General features: G+C 60.0%; 22 protein-coding genes. 6 read left to right on the plus strand and 16 right to left on the minus strand.

Annotated elements, in window-relative coordinates; all coding sequences use genetic code 11:
- On the plus strand, positions 1–256 hold a 256-nt coding region (locus QZ190_RS03850; RefSeq protein ID WP_291913704.1), incomplete at its 5' end, for a helix-turn-helix domain-containing protein.
- Positions 257–313: 57 nt separating this feature from the next.
- On the opposite strand, the gene QZ190_RS03855 is transcribed toward QZ190_RS03850, so the two are convergent.
- The 4 genes from QZ190_RS03855 to QZ190_RS03870 form a co-directional block, all read right to left on the minus strand.
- Positions 314–811: a hypothetical protein gene (locus tag QZ190_RS03855; RefSeq protein WP_291913706.1), complete on the minus strand. Its 498-nt coding sequence runs from the start codon at positions 809–811 to the stop codon at positions 314–316.
- A gap of 84 nt (positions 812–895) precedes the next feature.
- Positions 896–1,912 carry a flagellar motor protein MotB gene (locus QZ190_RS03860; protein WP_291913708.1) on the minus strand — a complete coding sequence of 339 codons (1,017 nt, stop codon included), beginning with the start codon at positions 1,910–1,912 and terminating at the stop codon, positions 896–898.
- A complete protein-coding gene (gene motA, locus QZ190_RS03865; RefSeq protein ID WP_291913711.1) occupies positions 1,912–2,775 on the minus strand; it encodes a flagellar motor stator protein MotA in 864 nt (287 codons plus the stop codon). The genes QZ190_RS03860 and motA overlap by 1 nt, the downstream gene beginning before the upstream one ends.
- Before the next feature lie 15 nt (positions 2,776–2,790).
- Positions 2,791–2,979: a hypothetical protein gene (locus QZ190_RS03870; protein WP_291913713.1), complete on the minus strand. Its 189-nt coding sequence runs from the start codon at positions 2,977–2,979 to the stop codon at positions 2,791–2,793.
- An 81-nt stretch (positions 2,980–3,060) separates the two neighbouring features.
- Between QZ190_RS03870 and QZ190_RS03875 the strand changes: the two genes are divergently transcribed.
- Positions 3,061–3,987 (plus strand): GNAT family N-acetyltransferase, encoded by a 927-nt coding sequence (locus tag QZ190_RS03875; RefSeq protein ID WP_291913715.1) that lies wholly within the window; start codon positions 3,061–3,063, stop codon positions 3,985–3,987.
- 8 nt (positions 3,988–3,995) lie between these two features.
- The gene (locus QZ190_RS03880) at positions 3,996–4,406 is read left to right on the plus strand and encodes a surface-adhesin E family protein (protein ID WP_291913718.1); all 411 of its coding nucleotides are present in this window, start codon (positions 3,996–3,998) and stop codon (positions 4,404–4,406) included.
- Positions 4,407–4,518: 112 nt separating this feature from the next.
- Here QZ190_RS03880 and QZ190_RS03885 read toward each other — a convergent pair whose 3' ends face one another.
- The 12 genes from QZ190_RS03885 to QZ190_RS03940 are packed head-to-tail and all read right to left on the minus strand — an operon-like array spanning position 4,519 to position 13,827.
- Positions 4,519–5,514, minus strand: a complete 996-nt coding sequence (locus QZ190_RS03885) for a hypothetical protein (protein WP_291913720.1) — start codon at positions 5,512–5,514, stop codon at positions 4,519–4,521.
- On the minus strand, positions 5,511–6,005 hold the full coding sequence (locus QZ190_RS03890; protein ID WP_291913721.1) for a hypothetical protein: 495 nt from the start codon (positions 6,003–6,005) through the stop codon (positions 5,511–5,513). Before QZ190_RS03890 ends, QZ190_RS03885 begins: the two co-directional genes overlap by 4 nt.
- Before the next feature lie 18 nt (positions 6,006–6,023).
- Complete coding sequence (locus QZ190_RS03895; protein WP_291913723.1) at positions 6,024–7,034, minus strand: hypothetical protein; 1,011 nt, start codon at positions 7,032–7,034, stop codon at positions 6,024–6,026.
- Positions 7,031–8,191, minus strand: a complete 1,161-nt coding sequence (gene flhB, locus QZ190_RS03900) for a flagellar biosynthesis protein FlhB (RefSeq protein WP_291913725.1) — start codon at positions 8,189–8,191, stop codon at positions 7,031–7,033. Before flhB ends, QZ190_RS03895 begins: the two co-directional genes overlap by 4 nt.
- Positions 8,184–8,960, minus strand: coding sequence for a flagellar biosynthetic protein FliR (gene fliR, locus QZ190_RS03905; protein ID WP_291913727.1), 777 nt, complete (start codon positions 8,958–8,960; stop codon positions 8,184–8,186). Before fliR ends, flhB begins: the two co-directional genes overlap by 8 nt.
- A gap of 19 nt (positions 8,961–8,979) precedes the next feature.
- Positions 8,980–9,249 (minus strand): flagellar biosynthesis protein FliQ, encoded by a 270-nt coding sequence (gene fliQ, locus QZ190_RS03910; protein WP_108363253.1) that lies wholly within the window; start codon positions 9,247–9,249, stop codon positions 8,980–8,982.
- Between the two features lie 12 nt (positions 9,250–9,261).
- Positions 9,262–10,014 (minus strand): flagellar type III secretion system pore protein FliP, encoded by a 753-nt coding sequence (gene fliP, locus QZ190_RS03915; RefSeq protein WP_291913732.1) that lies wholly within the window; start codon positions 10,012–10,014, stop codon positions 9,262–9,264.
- The gene (fliO, locus tag QZ190_RS03920) at positions 10,011–10,322 is read right to left on the minus strand and encodes a flagellar biosynthetic protein FliO (protein ID WP_291913734.1); all 312 of its coding nucleotides are present in this window, start codon (positions 10,320–10,322) and stop codon (positions 10,011–10,013) included. The genes fliP and fliO overlap by 4 nt, the downstream gene beginning before the upstream one ends.
- 9 nt (positions 10,323–10,331) lie before the next feature.
- Positions 10,332–10,640 (minus strand): flagellar motor switch protein FliN, encoded by a 309-nt coding sequence (gene fliN, locus QZ190_RS03925; protein WP_291913736.1) that lies wholly within the window; start codon positions 10,638–10,640, stop codon positions 10,332–10,334.
- A gap of 20 nt (positions 10,641–10,660) precedes the next feature.
- A complete protein-coding gene (fliM, locus tag QZ190_RS03930) occupies positions 10,661–11,659 on the minus strand; it encodes a flagellar motor switch protein FliM (RefSeq protein ID WP_291913738.1) in 999 nt (332 codons plus the stop codon).
- A 21-nt stretch (positions 11,660–11,680) separates the two neighbouring features.
- Positions 11,681–12,259, minus strand: a complete 579-nt coding sequence (gene fliL / locus QZ190_RS03935) for a flagellar basal body-associated protein FliL (protein ID WP_291913740.1) — start codon at positions 12,257–12,259, stop codon at positions 11,681–11,683.
- Between the two features lie 23 nt (positions 12,260–12,282).
- Positions 12,283–13,827, minus strand: a complete 1,545-nt coding sequence (locus tag QZ190_RS03940) for a flagellar hook-length control protein FliK (RefSeq protein WP_291913742.1) — start codon at positions 13,825–13,827, stop codon at positions 12,283–12,285.
- Between the two features lie 360 nt (positions 13,828–14,187).
- Between QZ190_RS03940 and flhA the strand changes: the two genes are divergently transcribed.
- From flhA to QZ190_RS03955, 3 genes are read left to right on the plus strand one after another with little or no spacing between them, the layout of a single operon-like run.
- Positions 14,188–16,305: a flagellar biosynthesis protein FlhA gene (gene flhA / locus QZ190_RS03945; protein WP_291913744.1), complete on the plus strand. Its 2,118-nt coding sequence runs from the start codon at positions 14,188–14,190 to the stop codon at positions 16,303–16,305.
- A 6-nt stretch (positions 16,306–16,311) separates the two neighbouring features.
- Positions 16,312–17,829, plus strand: a complete 1,518-nt coding sequence (locus QZ190_RS03950) for a hypothetical protein (protein ID WP_291913746.1) — start codon at positions 16,312–16,314, stop codon at positions 17,827–17,829.
- Positions 17,822–18,646, plus strand: a complete 825-nt coding sequence (locus QZ190_RS03955; protein WP_291913748.1) for a MinD/ParA family protein — start codon at positions 17,822–17,824, stop codon at positions 18,644–18,646. Before QZ190_RS03950 ends, QZ190_RS03955 begins: the two co-directional genes overlap by 8 nt.
- The last annotated feature ends 3 nt before the right edge of the window (positions 18,647–18,649 follow it).

Below are 18,649 nucleotides of genomic sequence, written 5' to 3' on the forward strand. Positions count from 1 at the left end.
GCCCATGCCCTTGTCGGCCTCGAACGACGAAATGAGTTCGGTGGAAGAGGTCATCTTGCTGGCCCAAGGCATCCAGACCCTGCCGCCCGACGGCATCTCGCTCAAGCAGCACCTGATCGACATCGAGCGCAACCTGATCGAGCAAGCGCTCAGCCGCACGCAAGGCAATGTGTCTCAAACCGCCAAATTGCTGCAGCTGCAAAGAACCACGCTGATTGAAAAGATCAACAAGTACGAACTGCGTGGCGTGGCCTGAAGGCGCGCTGCAGGCGTCGCTTCAGGCTGCACGGCGGCCGACCCGCTGGGGTCGAACTCAGAAGGGTGGCTTGATCACTTTGGCGCAAGTGCCTTTGATCAATTTGACTGTGCGGCCGTCCTGCAGACTCAAGGACTGCACAAAACTGCCTGTTTTGCGGTCCACCACAAACTCCTCGCCCGTGATCATGACGCCAAAGCGCTGGAACATGGCGGGGCGGTAAATCTTCATGCGCGTGCCCATCAAGTTCAGGGTGCCCGCACGGCTTTCAGAGATGGCAATCTTGCCCTGGTACCAACCAGATTTCTTCTCGAAATCAATCTGAGCCATGGTGATCCTGGAGGGCTCGTTTTCCTTGATGCCCAAAGCCAGCTGACCGTCCAGGTCCAACTCCAATTCACAAATCAGATCCATCACACCCTTGCTGGCGCCGGGCACGCTCTCGGCCACCAAATCAGGCTCGGGGCGTTTGTCGTCCATCAGGTGCACCAGCCCCCAGATCCCACCCATGACCAAAAGACCAATGGCGATACCGATTGCCGTATTTTTCAACATGGGAGAACCTCAAGAAAGGGTGGGTGTGAACCAGGGCGAGCAGCCATCATCGTAGCGTGAAGCGCAGCCGCAGTTCACCCCGTTTCATTGGTTGAGCACCGTGATGCTGACACGCCGGTTGCGCGGGTCTGCAGGATTGCCCGGCACATTGGGGTTGGTGTCGGCCACCCCCTCGATGCGTGAGAACCGATTGGCACTGATGCCCTGCGACTGCATGAACTGGCGCGTGGCATCGGCCCGCTCGGTCGACAAAGTCCAATTGTTGCGCATGCTATCGGGTGCAAAACCTGTGCTGTCGGTGTGCCCACGAATGGACAATTTGTTCGGCAGCGGTTTGAGGGTTTTGGTCACCTCCGCCATCAAGGCGGCCGCTTTGCCGCCCATTTCTGCGCCGCCCGAGCTGTACATGGCGAAGTCGGCCTTGTCGATCACCTCAATGCGCAGGCCGTCCTTGTCGCGTGTGATGCTGACCTGATCCTTGATGTTGTCAAACTGCTTGCTTTCAGACAATTTTTGTTTGATCTCTTTTTCGATCTTGTCGAAATTTTCCTTGTCCTGTTTCTGGCCTGGCGATCCGGTGCCGCCACCCTCGCCTGGAGAGCCCGAACCCGTGGTTTTGCCAGGGTCCTGGTCAGAGGGGCCGTCCTTGTTGTTTTCTTCCTTGGACGAACCAAAGCTTTCGGCCGGGCCACCTTGGGCTTGCGGCGTCAAACGCTCAAGCATGGCGGTTTGCTTGGCGGTGAAAGGGAAACCATCGGTGTCGATGATGGACTTGCCACCAAACAAACCATTGGAGCCGGCCATCTCGCCAAACACGATCTGGCTGTGGGACGCGGGCCTGAAATAGTCGGCCACGCTTTTGCGCTTGTCCTCGTTGCTGGCACCCAAAAGCCACATCAGCAAGAAGAAAGCCATCATGGCCGTCATCATGTCGGCCAGAGCGATTTTCCAGGCACCACCGTGCGCGCCCGCATGACCATCTTCGACGATGATCTTGCGAATAATGGGGCGCATCGCCTCCGCTGCAGCGGCGGCTGCGGCGGCCTCGGCGGCAGCCACTTCCTCGGGCGTGCCGGGCGCTGCTTTGTCTGCTTCGGCCATCAGGATCCTCGCATGCCGTCAAAGACTTCGGAGAAGCTCGGTTGGTTGTGATGCGATATACAAGCACGCGCCGACTCGATGACCAGCGGTTGCGGGTGGCCCTTGAGGTTGCACACGATCATCTCGCGAATCACATCGAAGGCTTGCGCATCTTCGTTGATGATTTGGGTCAGTCGGCCCGAGAAGGGCTCAAACATGCCGTAGGCCAAAAACACACCCATCAGCGTACCCACCAGCGCAGAGCCGATCAGCGCACCCAGCACAGGCGGGGGTTGGTCAATCGCACCCATGGTCTTCACCACACCCAGCACGCAGGCCACGATGCCCAGAGCAGGCAAACCACCGGCAATGCCCGCCAGCGCGCCAGGGGCCAACAAGGCCTCGTGGTGGTGCACCTTGATGGCTTTCTTCATCAGATCGTCCAGCGCATCGGCATCCAGATTGCCCTGCGAGATCACCATCAGGCGCAAAGGATCACAAATCATCTGAACGATGGAATGGTCTTTGGCCAGCTTGGGGAATTCACCAAAAATCGGGCTGGAGTCCGGGTTTTCAACGTGCGATTCGAGTGCCACCACACCTTCTTTTTTCATCACAGTCTGCAGCTTGCCCACCAGCAGCATCAAAGCCAGGTAATCGGCTTGGTGAAAACTCGGTCCCTTGATGCACTTGCCAATACCACCCATGGCCGCCTTGAAGACCGGGAAACTGTTGGCCACCAAAGAAGCGCCGATGGCCGAACCACCGATGATCAAAAATTCGAAAGGCGCAGCCTTGATGATGGGCGCCATCTTGCCGCCCGCGATGACGTACCCGCCAAACACCGCACCAAACACAACCGCTAAACCGATAAAGAAAAACATGGTGGCCCTTAAAAGCTAGACAATGCACCAGACACCGATGCACCAACCCAGTGTCCATTGGAAAAAAAAGTCGATCAAATTGCCCAGCAAGATCACGGGCAAACCCAAATACAGCGCCCCCCAAGCCCAGCCCGCAACCGTCAGACGGGCTTTCGGGATGTCATGGCCCAGGATGGCGTGGTCTTTTGAGGATGACGAGTTCATTTTTTCCATTGACACCGGTACTAATCGGAAGCAAATACGGTATCTTGAGTCGAATTTGAAAAATTTGCTTATTATGACGATATGGATGTGAAATGGGAGCAATTACCGCAGGCCGATTGGGAAGAATTTCACTCGACCCATCACGGCGCTTTGCAGCAAGCTTGGGCTTACGGTGAAGCCCTGACTTCTTTGGGCGTGAACATGCGCCGCGCCATGGTCTGGGAAGATGGCCAACTGGTGGCCATCGCCCAATTCATGTGCAAACGCGTGCTGGGCTACATCTCCTTGGCCTCGTGCACGCGGGGCCCGATTTACCTGCCCGAACTCAGCCCCGCACAACGTGCGGCTGTTTACAAGCGCCTGCGCCAATCGATCCCGCTGCCGCGCCTGAAAGTGCCCCTGTTTTCACCCGACCGCAGCCACGAACAGCTCGACCCTGCCGAAACCCGGGGCATGTCACGCGTGATGACCGGCTACGCCACCGTGCTGCTCGATTTGACCCACCCGCTGCCCAGCTTGAAAGCCCAGCTCGAAGGCAAGTGGCGCAACCGCTTGAACAAGGTGCTCTCGAATGCGAAGCTCCGGGTGCATGTGCAGCCCAGTCTCAAGCGCTGTCAGTGGCTCTTGGGCCAAGAGCTGGCCCAGCGGGAGGCGAAAAAATTCCACGGCCTGCCCACGGACTTCGTGCAGGCCTACATCGGCGCGGCGGCCGAACCCCGTCAAGCCTTTGTGGTGGCCTATGCCGAGCTGGGCAAGAACACCGTGGGCGGTATGCTCTTTTTGATCCATGGCCGTGTGGCCAGTTACCATATGGGCTGGGCTGACGACGAAGGCCGACAGCTCAATGCCCACAACGCACTGCTCTGGCAGGCCATGGCCTATTTGCAGGACCAGGGCATCGAGGTGCTCGATCTGGGCGGCGTCAACACCCACGACTTGCCCGGCATCTCGCGCTTCAAACTGGGCACTGGCGGTCGCGCCATCACCCTAGCGGGAACATATTTTTGAGAACAAACATGACGATGCGAGCATTTTCAAGGCGTGCTGCGCTGCAGTGGAGCTTGTGCTGTGCGTGCTTGGCGGGCTGCCTGGCCCCTGTGACGGCTTGGGCCTGGACCCGCATCGGCGAAACCGAAGAAGTGACGCTGTACGTGAACCGCAACAGCATCGAGCGCGACGACAACATTCGCCGGGTCTGGGAAATGCAGGACCTCAAAACACCCGACGTCGAAGGCGTTCGCTCACGGCGCTACCTCAACGAGTACGACTGCACCTACAAGATGCACCGACTCGGTCAAATGACCAGTTTTGCTGGCCCCAAAATGACAGGCGAAAAAGTGGCCGAGGTCAAAGACATGGGCTACTGGCGAAAAATCCCCCCCAACGGCGTCTTTGTGCTCACCTACATTGCCATGTGCATCGAATAAGCCGCGGGCATCGCACAACCCCGCATCCACTGCTTCAATGACAGCCTCGGTGGATGCGCTGCGGCCATGACGTTAAACACTTGAGCTTGGCCGTTGTTACTTTTTCTGTGGGTCAGCGCGTTGCAGGGGATTGCGCGCTATTCGTGACGCTTGAGGTGGGACTGCTTGGCGTCGCCGCAGGGTTGGCGCGTGGAAATTGCACGGCGCGTTCGCGGTTGGTGTTGGCGCCGTTTTTCTGCAGGGTTTCGAGGTAGCGTTCTTTTTGCAGGACGACCAGGGCTTCGACGTCGCGGTTGAGTTTGTCGACGTTGCCGACAGCGCCTTTGAGGGCTTTGACTTCGTTGCCCAGGGATTGCACGGCGCCGGCTTGGCTTTGCAGGCGGCTGTTGATGCCTTGGACTTGTTTGAGCAGGTTGTCGCTGGTGGCGGCCACTTGTTTGGCAGTCTCCCCAGGCACAGTTTGGGCGATGGTTTCGGATTTTTTGAGGGCCTCGTTGATGCGTGTTTCGATCTGGCCCTGTGTTTTGGCTTGTTCGACTTGTTGCGCGGTCAGGCTTTCGATGCTGCGGTTGATGACGTCCAGCGATTCGAGTCCGGAGTTGAGGTCAACCACGCGTTTGCCAACCGCCATCATCATGGTGTCGAGTTGGTTGATACGGCTGTTCATGCGCACGCCCATGACGAGGAAGAAGATGAGACAAAACAGCATCAGGGCACCTGTGGCGCCGAGCAGGATCAGGGCCTTTTTGTGGCCGACTTCGGTCAGGGTTTTGAATTCGCTGGTGGCTCGGTGCATGTTGCTGCTGGCAGCGGCTGCGGCTTCGGCGGATTTGCTGGCGATGTCGGCCGAGTCGAGCACGACTTGGGCGAGCGATTGGTATTGCCGGTAGGCGCGCTCGTCAACCGTCAGGCCCATGTGGGGCGCAGGTGCCGCTGGCTCGGGCGTTGCCGGGGCCGCCGCTTTGTGTGCGGCATGTTGTGCGGCTGCGGTGCTTGGGGCGTGCGTGTCGCTGGCGCTGGCGGTGTCGCCCGCTGGCGCGGTGCTTTCATCGGTGCCGGGGGCGTCGATGAGGATGGGTTCTGCGGGGTTGAATTCTTTGTCGCTCATGGTCGTTTTCCTCGGGCTGTGGGCGTCTGCGGGAGTCGCTGCAGTTGTTCTGCCAATTGGGCGTTACGGGTTCTGAGTTGATCGATGCGGGTTTTGATGGGGTTGTCTTGTTCCCAGACGGGCTCGATCGGTGTGGGGTCTGGCTCTGGGGCTTTGGCTTTGCTGCTGGGGGCCTGGTTGTTGCGCAACTTGGGCATTGGCCGGGCAGCTTTGGCGGGCGCGGGCTTGGGTTTGACGATTTTGGGTGGGGCTTCGGGCGGGGCGGTCTTTGTGGCTTTGGCCCGCACGGTTTTGGCCACCGGGGGCGGCGCTGTGATGCGTTTGGCTTTGGGGGCTTTGACGGGGACCACTTTTTGTACGTTGGTGGGCGTCTCGTCAGCGGGTGCCGGTTCGGTGAATTTTTGGGTGGTTTTGCGCGCGGCCACGTTGGAGCCCGCTGGCATGTTGACGGCGTGGGGTTTGTCGCTGCGGATGAGGGTGGTTTTTTTCACGGCGTGTTCCGGGCTGGATTAGGGCAACTTGTCGGGCGCAACAGGGGCCACAGGTGCAGGTGTGAGGGCGGGCGCTGCCACTGGCGCTGGGGCAGTGCCTTTGCTGGGTTCGGGCCATTCGATGGGCATGGGCGCGGGCAGGGTGGCTTTGGCTTTGCCAATGCCGAAGGCTTCGGGTTGGAGCCAGAGCATGGTCACTGTGGACAGGGCGAGTGCGGCTGCAACCCAAAGCGCCAGACGTGTGTGGCTTTTGTCCCATTTGCGCAGCAGTTGGGTGCTTTTGGCGATGGCTTCCTGGCCTTTGTCGTGAAAGGCTTGCACTTGTTGCTTGACTTGCCTGGCGGTGGGTTTTTGCGCCGGGGTGGGCGGCTCTTCTTGGGCGAAGTGGGCTGCGTCTTCGGGTTCGGGGTTGGGCGCGTCTTCGGCCCAGGCTTGGCGTTTGATGCGTCGCAGCAGTTGTTGCACGGGCTGCAGGCGGCCTTCGGTGCGGGCGAGGTCGAGCGTGGCTTGGGCTTGTTCGGCGTTGGGGGCTTCGATTTCCCAGCGCAGAATTTTGCGGCCGAAGGCGGACAGGTTGTTGTGGCTGTCGGCAGGGCCTTTCATGAGCAAAATGGCCCGGATGTTGGCGCCCGGGAAGTTCTGGATCAGTCGGGCCAGCAGCTGGATTTCGGCCTCGGGCAGGGCTTGGGCGTCGTGCACGACCCAGATTTGCGCAGGGTCTGCGCCTGTGGGGGTGCGGGTGGCTTGTTGCACAGATTGGCGGGCCAGGGCTTCGTTGAAGCGGGCGAGCAGTGCGTCGGTGTTGGTGGGGAAGTACGCTTCGATGTGGTGTTCGGGGGCTTGTTGCCGCAGGCGTTTGAGCAGCAGGCTGCTGTAGTGGTCGAGCAGGGCTTCGTGTTCGCATTGCAGCGACAGGCTCAGGCCTTCGCGGGCGATGGCGTTGGTGCAGCCGTCGATGCGCATGCGGTCTGCCGCGCGGAAGACGAAGTCGTCCGCGTGGGGGGCGTTGGCTCTGATCGGGGTGTTCATGCGGTGGCTCCTTGGGCTTGCGCTTTCTTGCCGTCAGGACTGAATTGCATGCTGGGGGGCACTTTCACTTGGGGCTTGGGGCGAGGCGGGTTCATGGGTGAGGCCGCTTCGAGGCTGAAGACGTAGGCGATGACTTGGGCCACGGCGTGGTAGAGGTCTTCGGGCACTTGGTGTTCGACTTCGGTGGTGAAGTAGATGGCGCGAGCCAGTGGGGCTGCTTCAAAGATGTGGATGCCGTGGTTTTTGGCTTCGGCGCGAATGAGGGCGGCCATGTGGTCGGAGCCTTTGGCCACCATGATGGGGGCGCCGTCTCCGGTGGGGTCGTATTCGAGGGCGACGGCGAAGTGTTCGGGGTTGGTGATCACGACGTCGGCGTCTTTGATGCGGTCCATCATGCGCGAGTTGGCCATTTCGCGTTGACGGCGTCGGATCTGGGCCTTGACTTCGGGGCTGCCTTCCATTTGCTTGAATTCGTCTTTGACCTCTTGCTTGGTCATGCGCATGCGTTTGGTGAAGCTGTACTTTTGCCAAGGCACGTCAATCAGGGCAATGAGGGCCAGGCTCAGGGCCACCCACAGGCCCGATTGCAGGATCATCCTGCCCGCTGCGTCCAGGGCGGGCTCCAGCCCCATTTGGCCAATTTTGACGAGCGAGTCCATGTTGACCATGAGGGACCACCACAGCACGCCCGCGACGAGGATAAATTTGAGGACGGCTTTGCCCAGCTCGACCAGGGCGTGGGTGCCAAAGATGCGTTGGAGCCCGCTGATGGGGTTGAGCTTGGAGCCTTTGGGCATGATGGCGCTGAAGGAGAACAGGTAGCCTCCGGTGACGCCCGAGGCGACGATGGCAGCCACCATGGTGAAGAGGATGATGGGCAGCACGAGCACGAAGGCCGCGAGCATGTGCTCGCCAAAGTGGGCGGGCAGAAGCAGGGGTTTTTCGATGAGTTGGCGGTCGAACACGAAGCCTTGCGCAAACACGGTGGACAGCCGGCTCATGAGCCAGCTGCCTGTGAGCATGAGCATGGCGAAGGAGCCAATGACGATGACGGCCGCAGGCAGTTCGGTGGAGCGGGCGACTTGACCATCGTCGCGGGCTTTTTTGAGCTTTTGCGCCGTCGGGTCTTCGGTTTTGTCTTGTGCGCTTTCAGACACGGGGCGCTCCTATGACGTCGCGAATCAGCGAAAAGCCTTGTACCCAGAGCCATTCGATGCGCCCGCCAATGCTCTCCAGAGAGATGATCAGGATGATGAAGCCGGCCATGATCATGGCGGGAAAGCCGACGGCAAAAATGTTGAGGCTGGGCGCGGCGCGGGTGACGACGCCCAGGCCCACGTTGATGAAGAGCAGCGAGACCATGACAGGCAGGGCCATGAGCACGGCGCCCAAAAACATCATGGAGCTCCACTGCAGCACGCGGCCGTAGACGGCTTGGTTGAGGATGTTGGTGCCAATGGGCAGGCTGTTGAAGGATTCCAGAATCAAACCCAGCAAGATGGCATGGCCCCCGAAGCCGACAAAGATGAGGGTGGACATGACGATGAGCAGCTGCGAGATGACGGGGACGTTGCCCATGTTGGGGTCGAGCATGTTAGCCATAGACAGGCCCATGGCGGCGGCAATGCTTTGACCGGCCACGACCACAGCGGCGACCACGATTTGCAGGATCAGGCCCATGGTGGCCCCGATCATGATTTGGTTGAAGACTTCGATCAGGCCTTGTGCGCTGGTGGGGTCGACCACGGGCCAGTTGTGCAGCGGGTAGACGAGCCAGGTGAGCACCAAGGCCACCAGGATGCGCATGCGGGTGTTGAAGGCGCTGAGCGAGAAGATGGGCGCGGTGATCATGAGGGCCGAGATGCGCAGCATGGGCCACAAAAAGGTGTAGAACCTTTCAACGACATCGGCGGCCAGGAAGTTCATGAGGTGACCTGCAGGCTGTTCAGACGAACAGGGTCGGGATGCGCTCGAAGATGCTGCGCGTGAAGTCGACCAGGGTGACCAGCATCCAGCTGCCAAACAGCAGCAGGGCCAGTGCCATGGCAATCAGCTTGGGGATGAAGCTGAGTGTCATTTCGTTGATGGAGGTGGCGGCCTGGATGATGCCGATGAACAGGCCCACGGCCAGCGCAACCAGCAACAAGGGGGCGCTGACCAGGGCGATGGTCCAAAGGGCTTGGCGGCCCAGGTCGATGACGGTGGCGGTGTCCATGGGTCAGTTCCTTTAAGGCATGGCAAAGCTGCCGGCCAGCGAGCCCATGATCAGGCTCCAGCCGTCGACCAACACGAACAGCATGAGTTTGAACGGCATGGAGATCATCATGGGCGAGAGCATCATCATGCCCATGGACATGAGCACGCTGGCGACGATGAGGTCGATGACGACGAAGGGGATGTAGATCAGGAAGCCGATGGTGAAGGCGCTTTTGAGCTCGGAGGTGAGGAAGGCGGGCACCAGGGTGGTGAAGGGCACGTCTTGTGGGCTGCTGTAGTTGGTGTTGCGCGCGATTTCCATGAACATGGCGATGTCGTCTTCGCGGGTTTGCAGCAGCATGAAGGCGCGGATGGGTTTTTCGGCAGCGGCCAGGGCTTTGTCAAAACTCAGGCCCTGGTTCATGTAGGGCAGCAGTGCGTTTTGGTAGACCTCGGTGAGCACCGGGGTCATGACGAACAGGGCAAGGAACAGCGACAGCCCGACGATGACCATGTTGGGGGGGGTCTGGCCTGTGCCCAGGGCTTGGCGCAGCAGCGACATGACGATGACGATGCGCACGAAGGCGGTCATCATGAGCAAGAGCGAGGGCAGCACCGACAGCGTGGTCATGAGCGCCAGCAGCTGCAGGGTCAGGCTGTACTGGGTGCCTTTACCTGTGTTGGTGGCGGTGATGGCGGGCATGTCAGGCGCTGCTTGCGCCAACAGGGGCAAGAGGCTCAGGACGAGGGTCAGGATCAGCCCAAGGGTGAGGCGGCGCTTCATGGCTTGTGGGTTTCTGTGGGTTCGGCAGGCGCTGGCGTTTGCACGGGCCAGGGGGACAGGGCAGTCATTTGGTGGGCGGTCACGCCCACCAGCACGTCCTGTCCGTCAACTTGGATGAGGACGATTTTTTGTCTCGGGCCGATGGACAGGCTTTCAATGGTTTGCAGGCGTTGGGTGTTTTTGCGCAGGAAACTGTTGCCGTTTTGCATTTTGCGCAGGCCCCAGAGCACGGCCAGCAGCAAGCCGATGACCAGCGCGAAGCTGAGCATGTATTGCAGCCAGTCAGAGAAAGTCCACCCGGTGTTCATGGCTGGGCTTTACAGGTTGTCGAGCCGCTCGGAGGCGGGTACCACGCGGGTCAGGCGGATGCCGTAGCGGTCGTTGACGAGCACGACTTCGCCTTGTGCGACGACGGTGTTGTTGACCAGCAGGTCCAGGGGTTCGCCAGCGATGCGGTCGAGTTCGACCACGCTGCCTTGGGTCAGGCGCATGAGGTCACGGATCTTGATTTGGGCGCGGCCCACTTCAATGGAGAGCGTGACCGGGATGTTTTGCAACACGTCGGTGTGGATTTGGCCTTTGTCCGTGGCTTCGGTCGGGGCTTCGTTGGAGGTCAGTTCGCTCATGGGCGTTCCTAGGTGGGGGTTCAGGTGGGGGCGTTGGGGCTGATGGCGTTGACGATCTTGATCGCCACTTGGCCACCCATGGCACCGACTTCGACGTCGTAGACCGGCATGTCCTGGATCATGGCGCGGGCGTGTTCGGCTTTTTTGAAGGGCAGGATGTCGCCCGGTTGCATGGTTTGGAGCTGTTGCAAGGTCACGCTGAGTTTGCCCAGGTGGATTTGTAATTCCAGCTCGGCGTCGTGCACCGCATCGTTCAGTTGGGCGCGCCAGATTTTGTCGGAGTCTTCGTTGCCGTCGCCGGTTTGTACACGGCTGCGCAGCAGGTCGCGCACGGGCTTGAGCGCCACGTAGGGGATGACCATGTCGACATAACCGGAGCCTTGCGAGGTGGCTTCGGATTCGAAGCGGCTGAGGATGACGAGGTCGTTTTCGTCAACGATTTGGGCAAACTGGGGGTTGATTTCGGAGCTGATGTGCTCGAAGTCGACAGGGGTCAGTGGGGACCAGGCTTCCTTGAAGGATCGGAAGAAGACCTGGAGGATGATTTTGATGATGCGGGTTTCGGTGGGGGTGAACAGTCTGCCGGGGGGCAGTTGGCCCACGCCTCGGCCAAAGCCACCAAAGAAACTGTCGAGCGAGCTGAACACCACGGTGGGCTCGATGACGACCATGGCATAGCCGCGCAGGGGGCTCATGCGCACGATGTTGACCGACAGGGGCGATTTGAGGTCTTTGAGGTAGTCACCAAACCGGATGATTTGGGTGCGCGTGGGGTTCATGCGCGGGCTGGTACGCAGCACTTCGAGCATGCCCAGTCGGAACAGCCGGATGAAGCGCTCGTTGATCATGTCCAGCGAGGCGACGTTGACGCCCAGGCTGCTGTCTTCAGCGGCCAAGTCGTGTTTGCGCACTTGCACGTCCAGGTTGTAGCCCTGTGTTGTGCTGGCGCTGTCATCGCTGAAGCTGGCCGACAAAGCGGCCAGTTCTTCACTGGACAGGAGGGATTGGGATTCAGCCATGGTCAAGGGGTCCGATGCGCTTTACTGCACCACAAAGCTGGTGAAAAAGACTTCTTCAATGCCGCCGAAGTCTTCGTATTTTTCCAGCACGGCATTGAGTTCGAGGCGGATTTTTTCAGCCAGTTTTTTTCGGAAATCAGCTTGGTTCAAATCGGTATCGACCGTCAGGCGCATCACGTCGAGTGCGGTCGCACGCAGGGCAAATTCGTGTTTTTTGACATTTTTGAAGACCCGCTCATCGTAGTGGGTCATGATGGCCAGCTTGACCTGGATCACTTTGCGCGAGTTGGTGAGGTTGGCCACCAGGTCTTTTTCGAGTTCCATGTAGTGGTTTTCGAAGCGGGTCAGCTCTGGCGAGTCTTTGGTGACCTTTTTGGGGGCCGCATCACTGGCTGCGTTTTTGACACCCGCTGCTTCGTCTTCCAGCGCTTTGAGCTGGGCTTCGGCCGCTGAAGTGTCTTTTTTGTCGAAAAAGCCCGTGACAAACAGGGTGCCCACCACCGTGCCAACCAAAACCAGGATGGCCACAACGGCGATCAGGATGATCTTGACCAGAGGTGATTTCTTTTTGACTTCGACTTCGGATTCTTCATCTGCCATGGTACGTCCTCGTTGGTTGGCTATCAGACCAAAACGTCCAGACCATCATTGGGGTCCTTGACGCGCGGTGCTCGGGTTATTTCTGCGGTGCTTGCCGGGGCGCTTGTTTGGGCCTGAGCGGGCTTGCCCCTGGTAAACCCAGGTGTCGACTCTCCGCCACTTTGGCCGGTTTGACCGCCACCTACATGGATGTTAGCAACATCCATGCCCATTTGGCTCAGCGTTTCCCTGAGTTTGGACATGCCCTCTTGCAGCAGTTCTCGGGTGGTGCCGTTGGGGGCGGTGAACACGGCGTCAAATTCACCGCTGCGCATCCTCATTTCGACTTCGATATGGCCCAGGGTCGCGGGTCGAAGTTGCAGTTTAAGGTGCCATTGGCCTTTTTCCATTTCGGACAGGATGCGTTGCCCCACGGCCTGGCCCATTTTTTCGGCCAGGTTCTGGATATTTTCGCTGCGGGCGTTGGCGTCGGGCAGGTCTGGCGCTGGGCCGTTGGCGTTGTTCAGGTCGGTGCGGTTGTTGGCCTGTGCGTCCCAGCGGGAGGCGAAGTTGGCATAGGCCGCGCCATGGGTGCCGGTGTTGCTGGCACCGCCCTCGGCGCCAAGCAGTTGCTGGAGCGTTTCGCCGCCCCAGTCGGCGCCCAGGTCCAGTTCGCTGAGGCTGATGGCGGCTTCTTTTTGGGCGCTTACGCTGCTTTGCAGTACGTTGTTCATCTGGCTGCGTTGCATCCAGACCGCGGCCGGGGGGGGCATGCGCAGCATCTGGATGGGCAAGGCGTCTTCGGTGCTGGTGCTGTTGATGGCGTTGGTTTTTGGGGTCTGACCCGTGTCGTCGGCCATGGCCCAAAGGGCTTGCGCCCCGGCCAGGGCGCTGCCGAGCAGGCCTGTGGCTGGGCCAGTGGTGGGTCCGTTGTTGGCTGCGTTGGCTTGGCCTGTTGGTGTGCTGCCCTGAGCGCTGGTTTGCACGGCCATCGAGCCTTGCATGGCGCTGGTGGCGGCTGTTGAGCTGTTGGTTGTGGCGTTGTTGGTTGGGCTGGGCAGACCCGCTTCGCTGGTCTGTGCGTTGTCTGTCGCGGCGTTGGCGGCCAGGGCGCTGGCCTGCGCGCCGATCTGTGCCCCGGGCTGTGAGGCGGCCGGTGCTGCGATCTGTGTGCCGATCTGCGTGGCTGCCTGTGAGGCGACCTGTGCAGCGCTCACATTTCCGAGTGCACCGATGGCGCTGCCTGTTGTCAAGGCATTGGCCCCGCTGAGCTGGGGAGATGGTGCGGCTGGCATGGCACCTGCAAGGCCACCAAACAGCCAGTTGACAGCGGTGTCGTCCAGGCCTTGGGCGCGTGCGAAGGCTTCCAGGCTTTGTGAGTCCGGGGGAGCGGTTTCTGGGGTGATGACGCTCAGGTGGGGTCCCAAGGTCACGGCTTTGAGGGGCCAGGCTTGTGTGTCGAGCACGGCGGCGAGTTGGGCCATGGTCTGAGGGGCGGCAATTTCCTGCCCTTGAAGTAGGTCCAGTCCAGCTTCTTCTTGGGCGGTGGTGGCTGGGGTTTCGGCCTGCAGTTGAAACATTTCAGACATGAATTGCCCAAAGCTTTGGCCATCGGGAAGGGTATTGGGCTCAGATTTTAATTCTAAAGTTCCAATATTGGTGTTGGCGCTGGCCTGGCTGAGGTTGTCGCTGAGGGTGATGTTCATGGGTTTGGCTTCTCCAACGGTGTCTTTTCCTGATGCGGGGCCGCGACGCGTGGCGGTCAATCTTTGCCGTTCATCTTGGTTTGCAAGGTATTGAGCAATTTGCGCACCAGCTTGGCCTGGTGCGCTCAAAAGTTCGGGGTTGGCCGAAGTGGGGTGTCGGGATGGTTGGCACACAGCTTGCTTGATGGTGTTGAGAACCCGATAAAAACCGATTTTTCCCCCTAAAACAACGGCCTTTTGACCATGAACACCTTGACCCTGTCAACGATCCGACAGAACCTGTCGCGCTACGATCTGGCGGGTTTGGGTGTGCCTGCTTTGGTGCTCATGATCATGGCCATGCTGGTGGTGCCGATGCCGCCGCTGTTGCTGGACATTTTGTTCACCTTCAACATCGTGATTGGCTTGGTGATCATCATGATCGCCATCGGGACTCGAAAGCCACTGGAGTTTTCGTCTTTTCCATCGGTGTTGCTGTTTGCCACGATGCTGCGTCTGGCCCTGAACGTGGCCTCGACCCGTGTGGTGCTGGTCAATGGCCATGAAGGCCCCGAGGCGGCCGGCAAGGTGATTGCGGCTTTCGGTGAGTTTGTGATCGGTGGCAACTATGTGGTGGGTTTCATCATCTTCGTGATCTTGATGATCGTGAACTTTTTTGTGGTGACCAAGGGCGCTGGACGCGTCTCCGAGGTCAACGCCCGTTTCACGCTGGACGCGATGCCGGGCAAGCAGATGTCGATCGATGCCGACTTGAACGCCGGGGTGATCGACCAGGAAACGGCCAAGAAGCGCCGCGAAGAGCTGGCTCAGGAGTCTGACTTTTTCGGCTCCATGGACGGTGCCTCCAAGTTCGTCAGCGGTGATGCCATGGCGGGCTTGCTGATTTTGATCATCAACATTGTGGGCGGCTTGGCCATTGGCATTGGTCAGCACAACCTGTCGGTGGGCGATGCCAGCCGCATTTATGTGCTCTTGACCATTGGTGACGGCCTGGTGGCCCAGATCCCGTCCTTGTTCCTGTCGCTGGCCACCGCCATCATCGTGACCCGCGTGACGACTTCCGAGTCGATGACCGAGCAGGCTACCAGCCAGTTGGCCAATGTGCCGGCCTTGTTCATTGCTGCGGGTATTTTGACCTTGTTGGGTCTGGTGCCCGGCATGCCTCACTTGGTGTTTTTGACCTTGGCGGGTGCCACTGCCGGCATCGGTTTCATGGTCATGCGCAAAGAAATGGTTCTGGAGCAAAAGGCGGCAGCGCCTGCTGCTGCGGTCAGCGATGCGCCCAAAGAGCTGGACTGGGACGATGTCGAGCAGGTGGACCTGATTGGCCTGGAAATTGGTTATGGCTTGATTCCTTTGGTCAACCAGGAGTCGGGCGGTCAGTTGATGGCGCGCGTCAAGGGTGTGCGCAAGAAATTGTCGGCCGAGTTGGGCTTTTTGGTGCAGCCGGTTCGCATTCGCGATGCCCTGAATCTGGAGCCCGATACGTACCACATTGTCTTGAATGGCGTGGTGCGTGGCCGTGGTGAAGTCAAGGTGGGCCGCGAGTTGGCCATCAACCCCGGCAAGGTGTACGGCAAGGTCGAAGGCCAGCCGACCAAGGAGCCTGCTTTCGGTCTGGAAGCCGTCTGGATCGAGCCGGCCTGGCGCGATCAGGCCCGCGCCCTGGGCTACACGGTGGTGGACCCGAGCACGGCCATTGCCACCCACATGAACAAGGTGTTGCGTGACAGCGCCCATGAGTTGCTGAGCCACGACGAAGCCCAAAAACTGCTGGACAAGCTGGCGGCCAAGTCGCCCAAGCTGGTCGAAGAGTTGGTGCCCGGCAAGTTGTCTTTGGGTGTGGTGACCCGCACGCTGCAAAACTTGCTGCAGGAGTCTGTGCCGATTCGCGACATGCGCACTGTGGTGGAGGCTTTGACCGAGGTCAGCGGCCGCACGCAAGACCCCGACCAGTTGGCGCAGTTGGTGCGCCCCAAGCTGGGCCGCATGATTGTGCAGGGGCTGCTGGAAAACCGCGACACCTTGTCAGTGATGACGCTGGACCCCCATCTGGAACAACTGCTGCACAACGTGCTGCAACAAAACAATGGATCGCCTGGCATGGTGCTGGAGCCCAGCCTGGCCGAAAGCCTGTTTGCCGCGCTGCGCGAAAGTGCCCGCAACACCGAAGAGCAGGGCTTTGCCGCTGTGCTGGTGGTGTCGCCCGCAATTCGCCCCTGGATGTCCAAGGCCGTGCGCTTCCGTGTGAGCGACCTGACGGTGCTGTCCTACAGCGAAATTCCGGACGACCAACCGGTCAAGGTGATCCACACCGTGCAAGCCGATCCCCGCAACAACCCCACTGTGAACAAAGCCTGATAGACCATGGAACTCAAACGCATCCTCGCTCGCGACAGTCGCTCTGCCAACGAAAAGGCCATTCAGTTGTATGGGTCGGACGTGCTGATCATCTCCAGCCAGCGCCTGGACAACCAGACCGAGCTGATTGTCGCGGTGGACCTGGACGCCACGCCGGAGGCTGCCGTGGCCGAGCCGGTCAAGTCGGTCAGCAGCCCAGGTGACGCTGCTGCGCCTTTTGTGCCGTTTTCCAAGTTGTTTCAAAGCGCCAGTGCTTTGACGCCTGTGTCGCCAGAAGCCTCCCTGCCTGAAGCGGTCGTGCCGTTTGAAGCGGTGGTGGCCGCGCCCCAAGCGGTGGTGGCCGCCCCAGCAGTGAACCTGGAGGCGCAAGCCCTGCAGCAGCGCCATGAGGGCCAGCGCAGCCAGGAAATCGTTGAATTGTTGCGCCTTGAGATGGCGGCGCTGCGCAAGGAATTCAGCTTGTCGCGTCAGATGATGCCTTGGCAAGATGGTCTGCGTTTGTCACCCGCCATCCAGCAATTGTCTATGGCCATGAGCGAGGTGGGCATGCCTGCGGGTCTGCGCGCTTTGTTGACCGACAGCATGCAGGAGCTCGAAAGTGTTCAGGAAGCCTGGCCCGTGATGCAGAGTTTGTTGGTCAGTGCCTTGAATCGTCCGGCCATGGCGCCGCCCGAGTCGGGTGTGCATGCGCTGTGCGGTCCTTCGGGTTCGGGCAAAACCTCCATGGTGGGACGCTTGGCTTATGCCGCTGCCCAGGTCCACGGGGTTGAAAACCAGGTCATGATCAGTTTTGCCGATCAGCGCCCCGGTGCCTGGTCTCAGATGCAGTTGCTGGCTGCGCAGTCGGGTGTGGCCTGTTTTCGCGCTGCCAATTCAGACATGTTGCGCGCCTTGCTGCAGGAGCTGGACGGCAAAACGGTCTGGATCGACACCTGCGGGACCGATTTTTCAGCCCAAGCCGAGCTGCTGCAAGCCGAGCACCCGAAGGTCTTGCGCCATGCGGTGTTACCGGTTGATGCTACAGTGACCAGCGTGCAAAAAATTCTCCAAAACTCTGCGTTGAACTGGTCTTCCTTGATGTTGAGCAAGGTGGACGAGGCCGCATACCCTTGGGCCCTGATCAAGGGTTTGAGCGAGCAGTCTTTGGGTGTGTCCTGCATGGCAGGTTCCACGCGTATGGAGCAGGCGGCCCAGCCGTTTGATGCGGCGCGTTTGGTGCAACTGGCCTTGACGCCTTTGCTGCAGCATGTGCCGCAGGCACCTGAGTTGGTCACCTCGGTGCCTGTTTTGGCGACGGTGCCCGAAGCGCTCATTTCGCCCGTTGCACCTGTTCGCGCCTCGCGCGCCAAAAAACCAGCGGCTGCTGCGGCGATCAAAACCCTGCGTGAGCCTGTGGACATGGCCTGCATCAACGACTTGGATGACGATATCTTGATCCCTACTTTGATGGGTTCCGTGCCCATGAAACCCTCCCGCAGAAAGTCGGCCAATGCGTCGTCTGCCTTGAAAGTTGCGCATGGATAAGCCTGTTTTTCCTCAGGTCATCGGTGTGGCCAGTGGCAAGGGTGGGGCTGGCAAGACCACGGTGTCCATCAATCTGGCGGTGGCCTTGGCCTCGCGCGGCCACAAGGTCATGCTGCTGGACGCCGACTTGGGCATGGCCAATGCCCAAATTGCCTTGGGTGCTTATGCGCCCTTCAACATCAGCCATGTGCTCAACGGCGAGAAAACGCTGGACGAGGTCATGGTCACCACCAAGCAGGGCATCCGTTTGGTGCCGGGGGCTTCGGGCTTGCGTGATATTGCAGCGCTCGACACCCAGCAGATTGCCAGCATGATCCGCGCCTTTGACGCCCTGAAAGAGCCGGTGGACTACCTGGTGGTGGATGTGGCGGCCGGCATTGCCCCGGCCGTGCTCGATTTCATGGCCGCTTGCCAGCGCCGTTTTGTGGTGGTGTGCGACCAGCCTTCGTCCATTGCCGATGCGTATGGCCTGATCAAGGTCATGGCCACCGAGCAGTCGCTCGATGAGATTTACCTGATTCCCAACATGGTGGGCAGCGCCCATGAGGGGCGGCAATTGCACCGCCGCCTGAACGACGTGTGCAACCGTTTTCTGGGGGTTTCGCTTCGGTTTTTGCAGTCCATCGAGGCCGATGAGCTGGTGCTGCAGTCCTTGCGCAAGTACCAGTCGGTGCTGGAGTTTGCCCCTGGCAGCGCCGCTGCCCGAGACTTTCGGGCTTTGGCCGATGCCATTGATCACCTGCCGCCCGTGGATGGGCCGTCAGGACGTCTGCAGTTTTTCGCAGAACGCATGCTTCGCGTCTCTTCGGTAAGGTGATCA

The sequence above is a fragment of the Limnohabitans sp. genome, from assembly GCF_017848645.1.
Taxonomy (GTDB): domain Bacteria; phylum Pseudomonadota; class Gammaproteobacteria; order Burkholderiales; family Burkholderiaceae_C; genus Limnohabitans_A.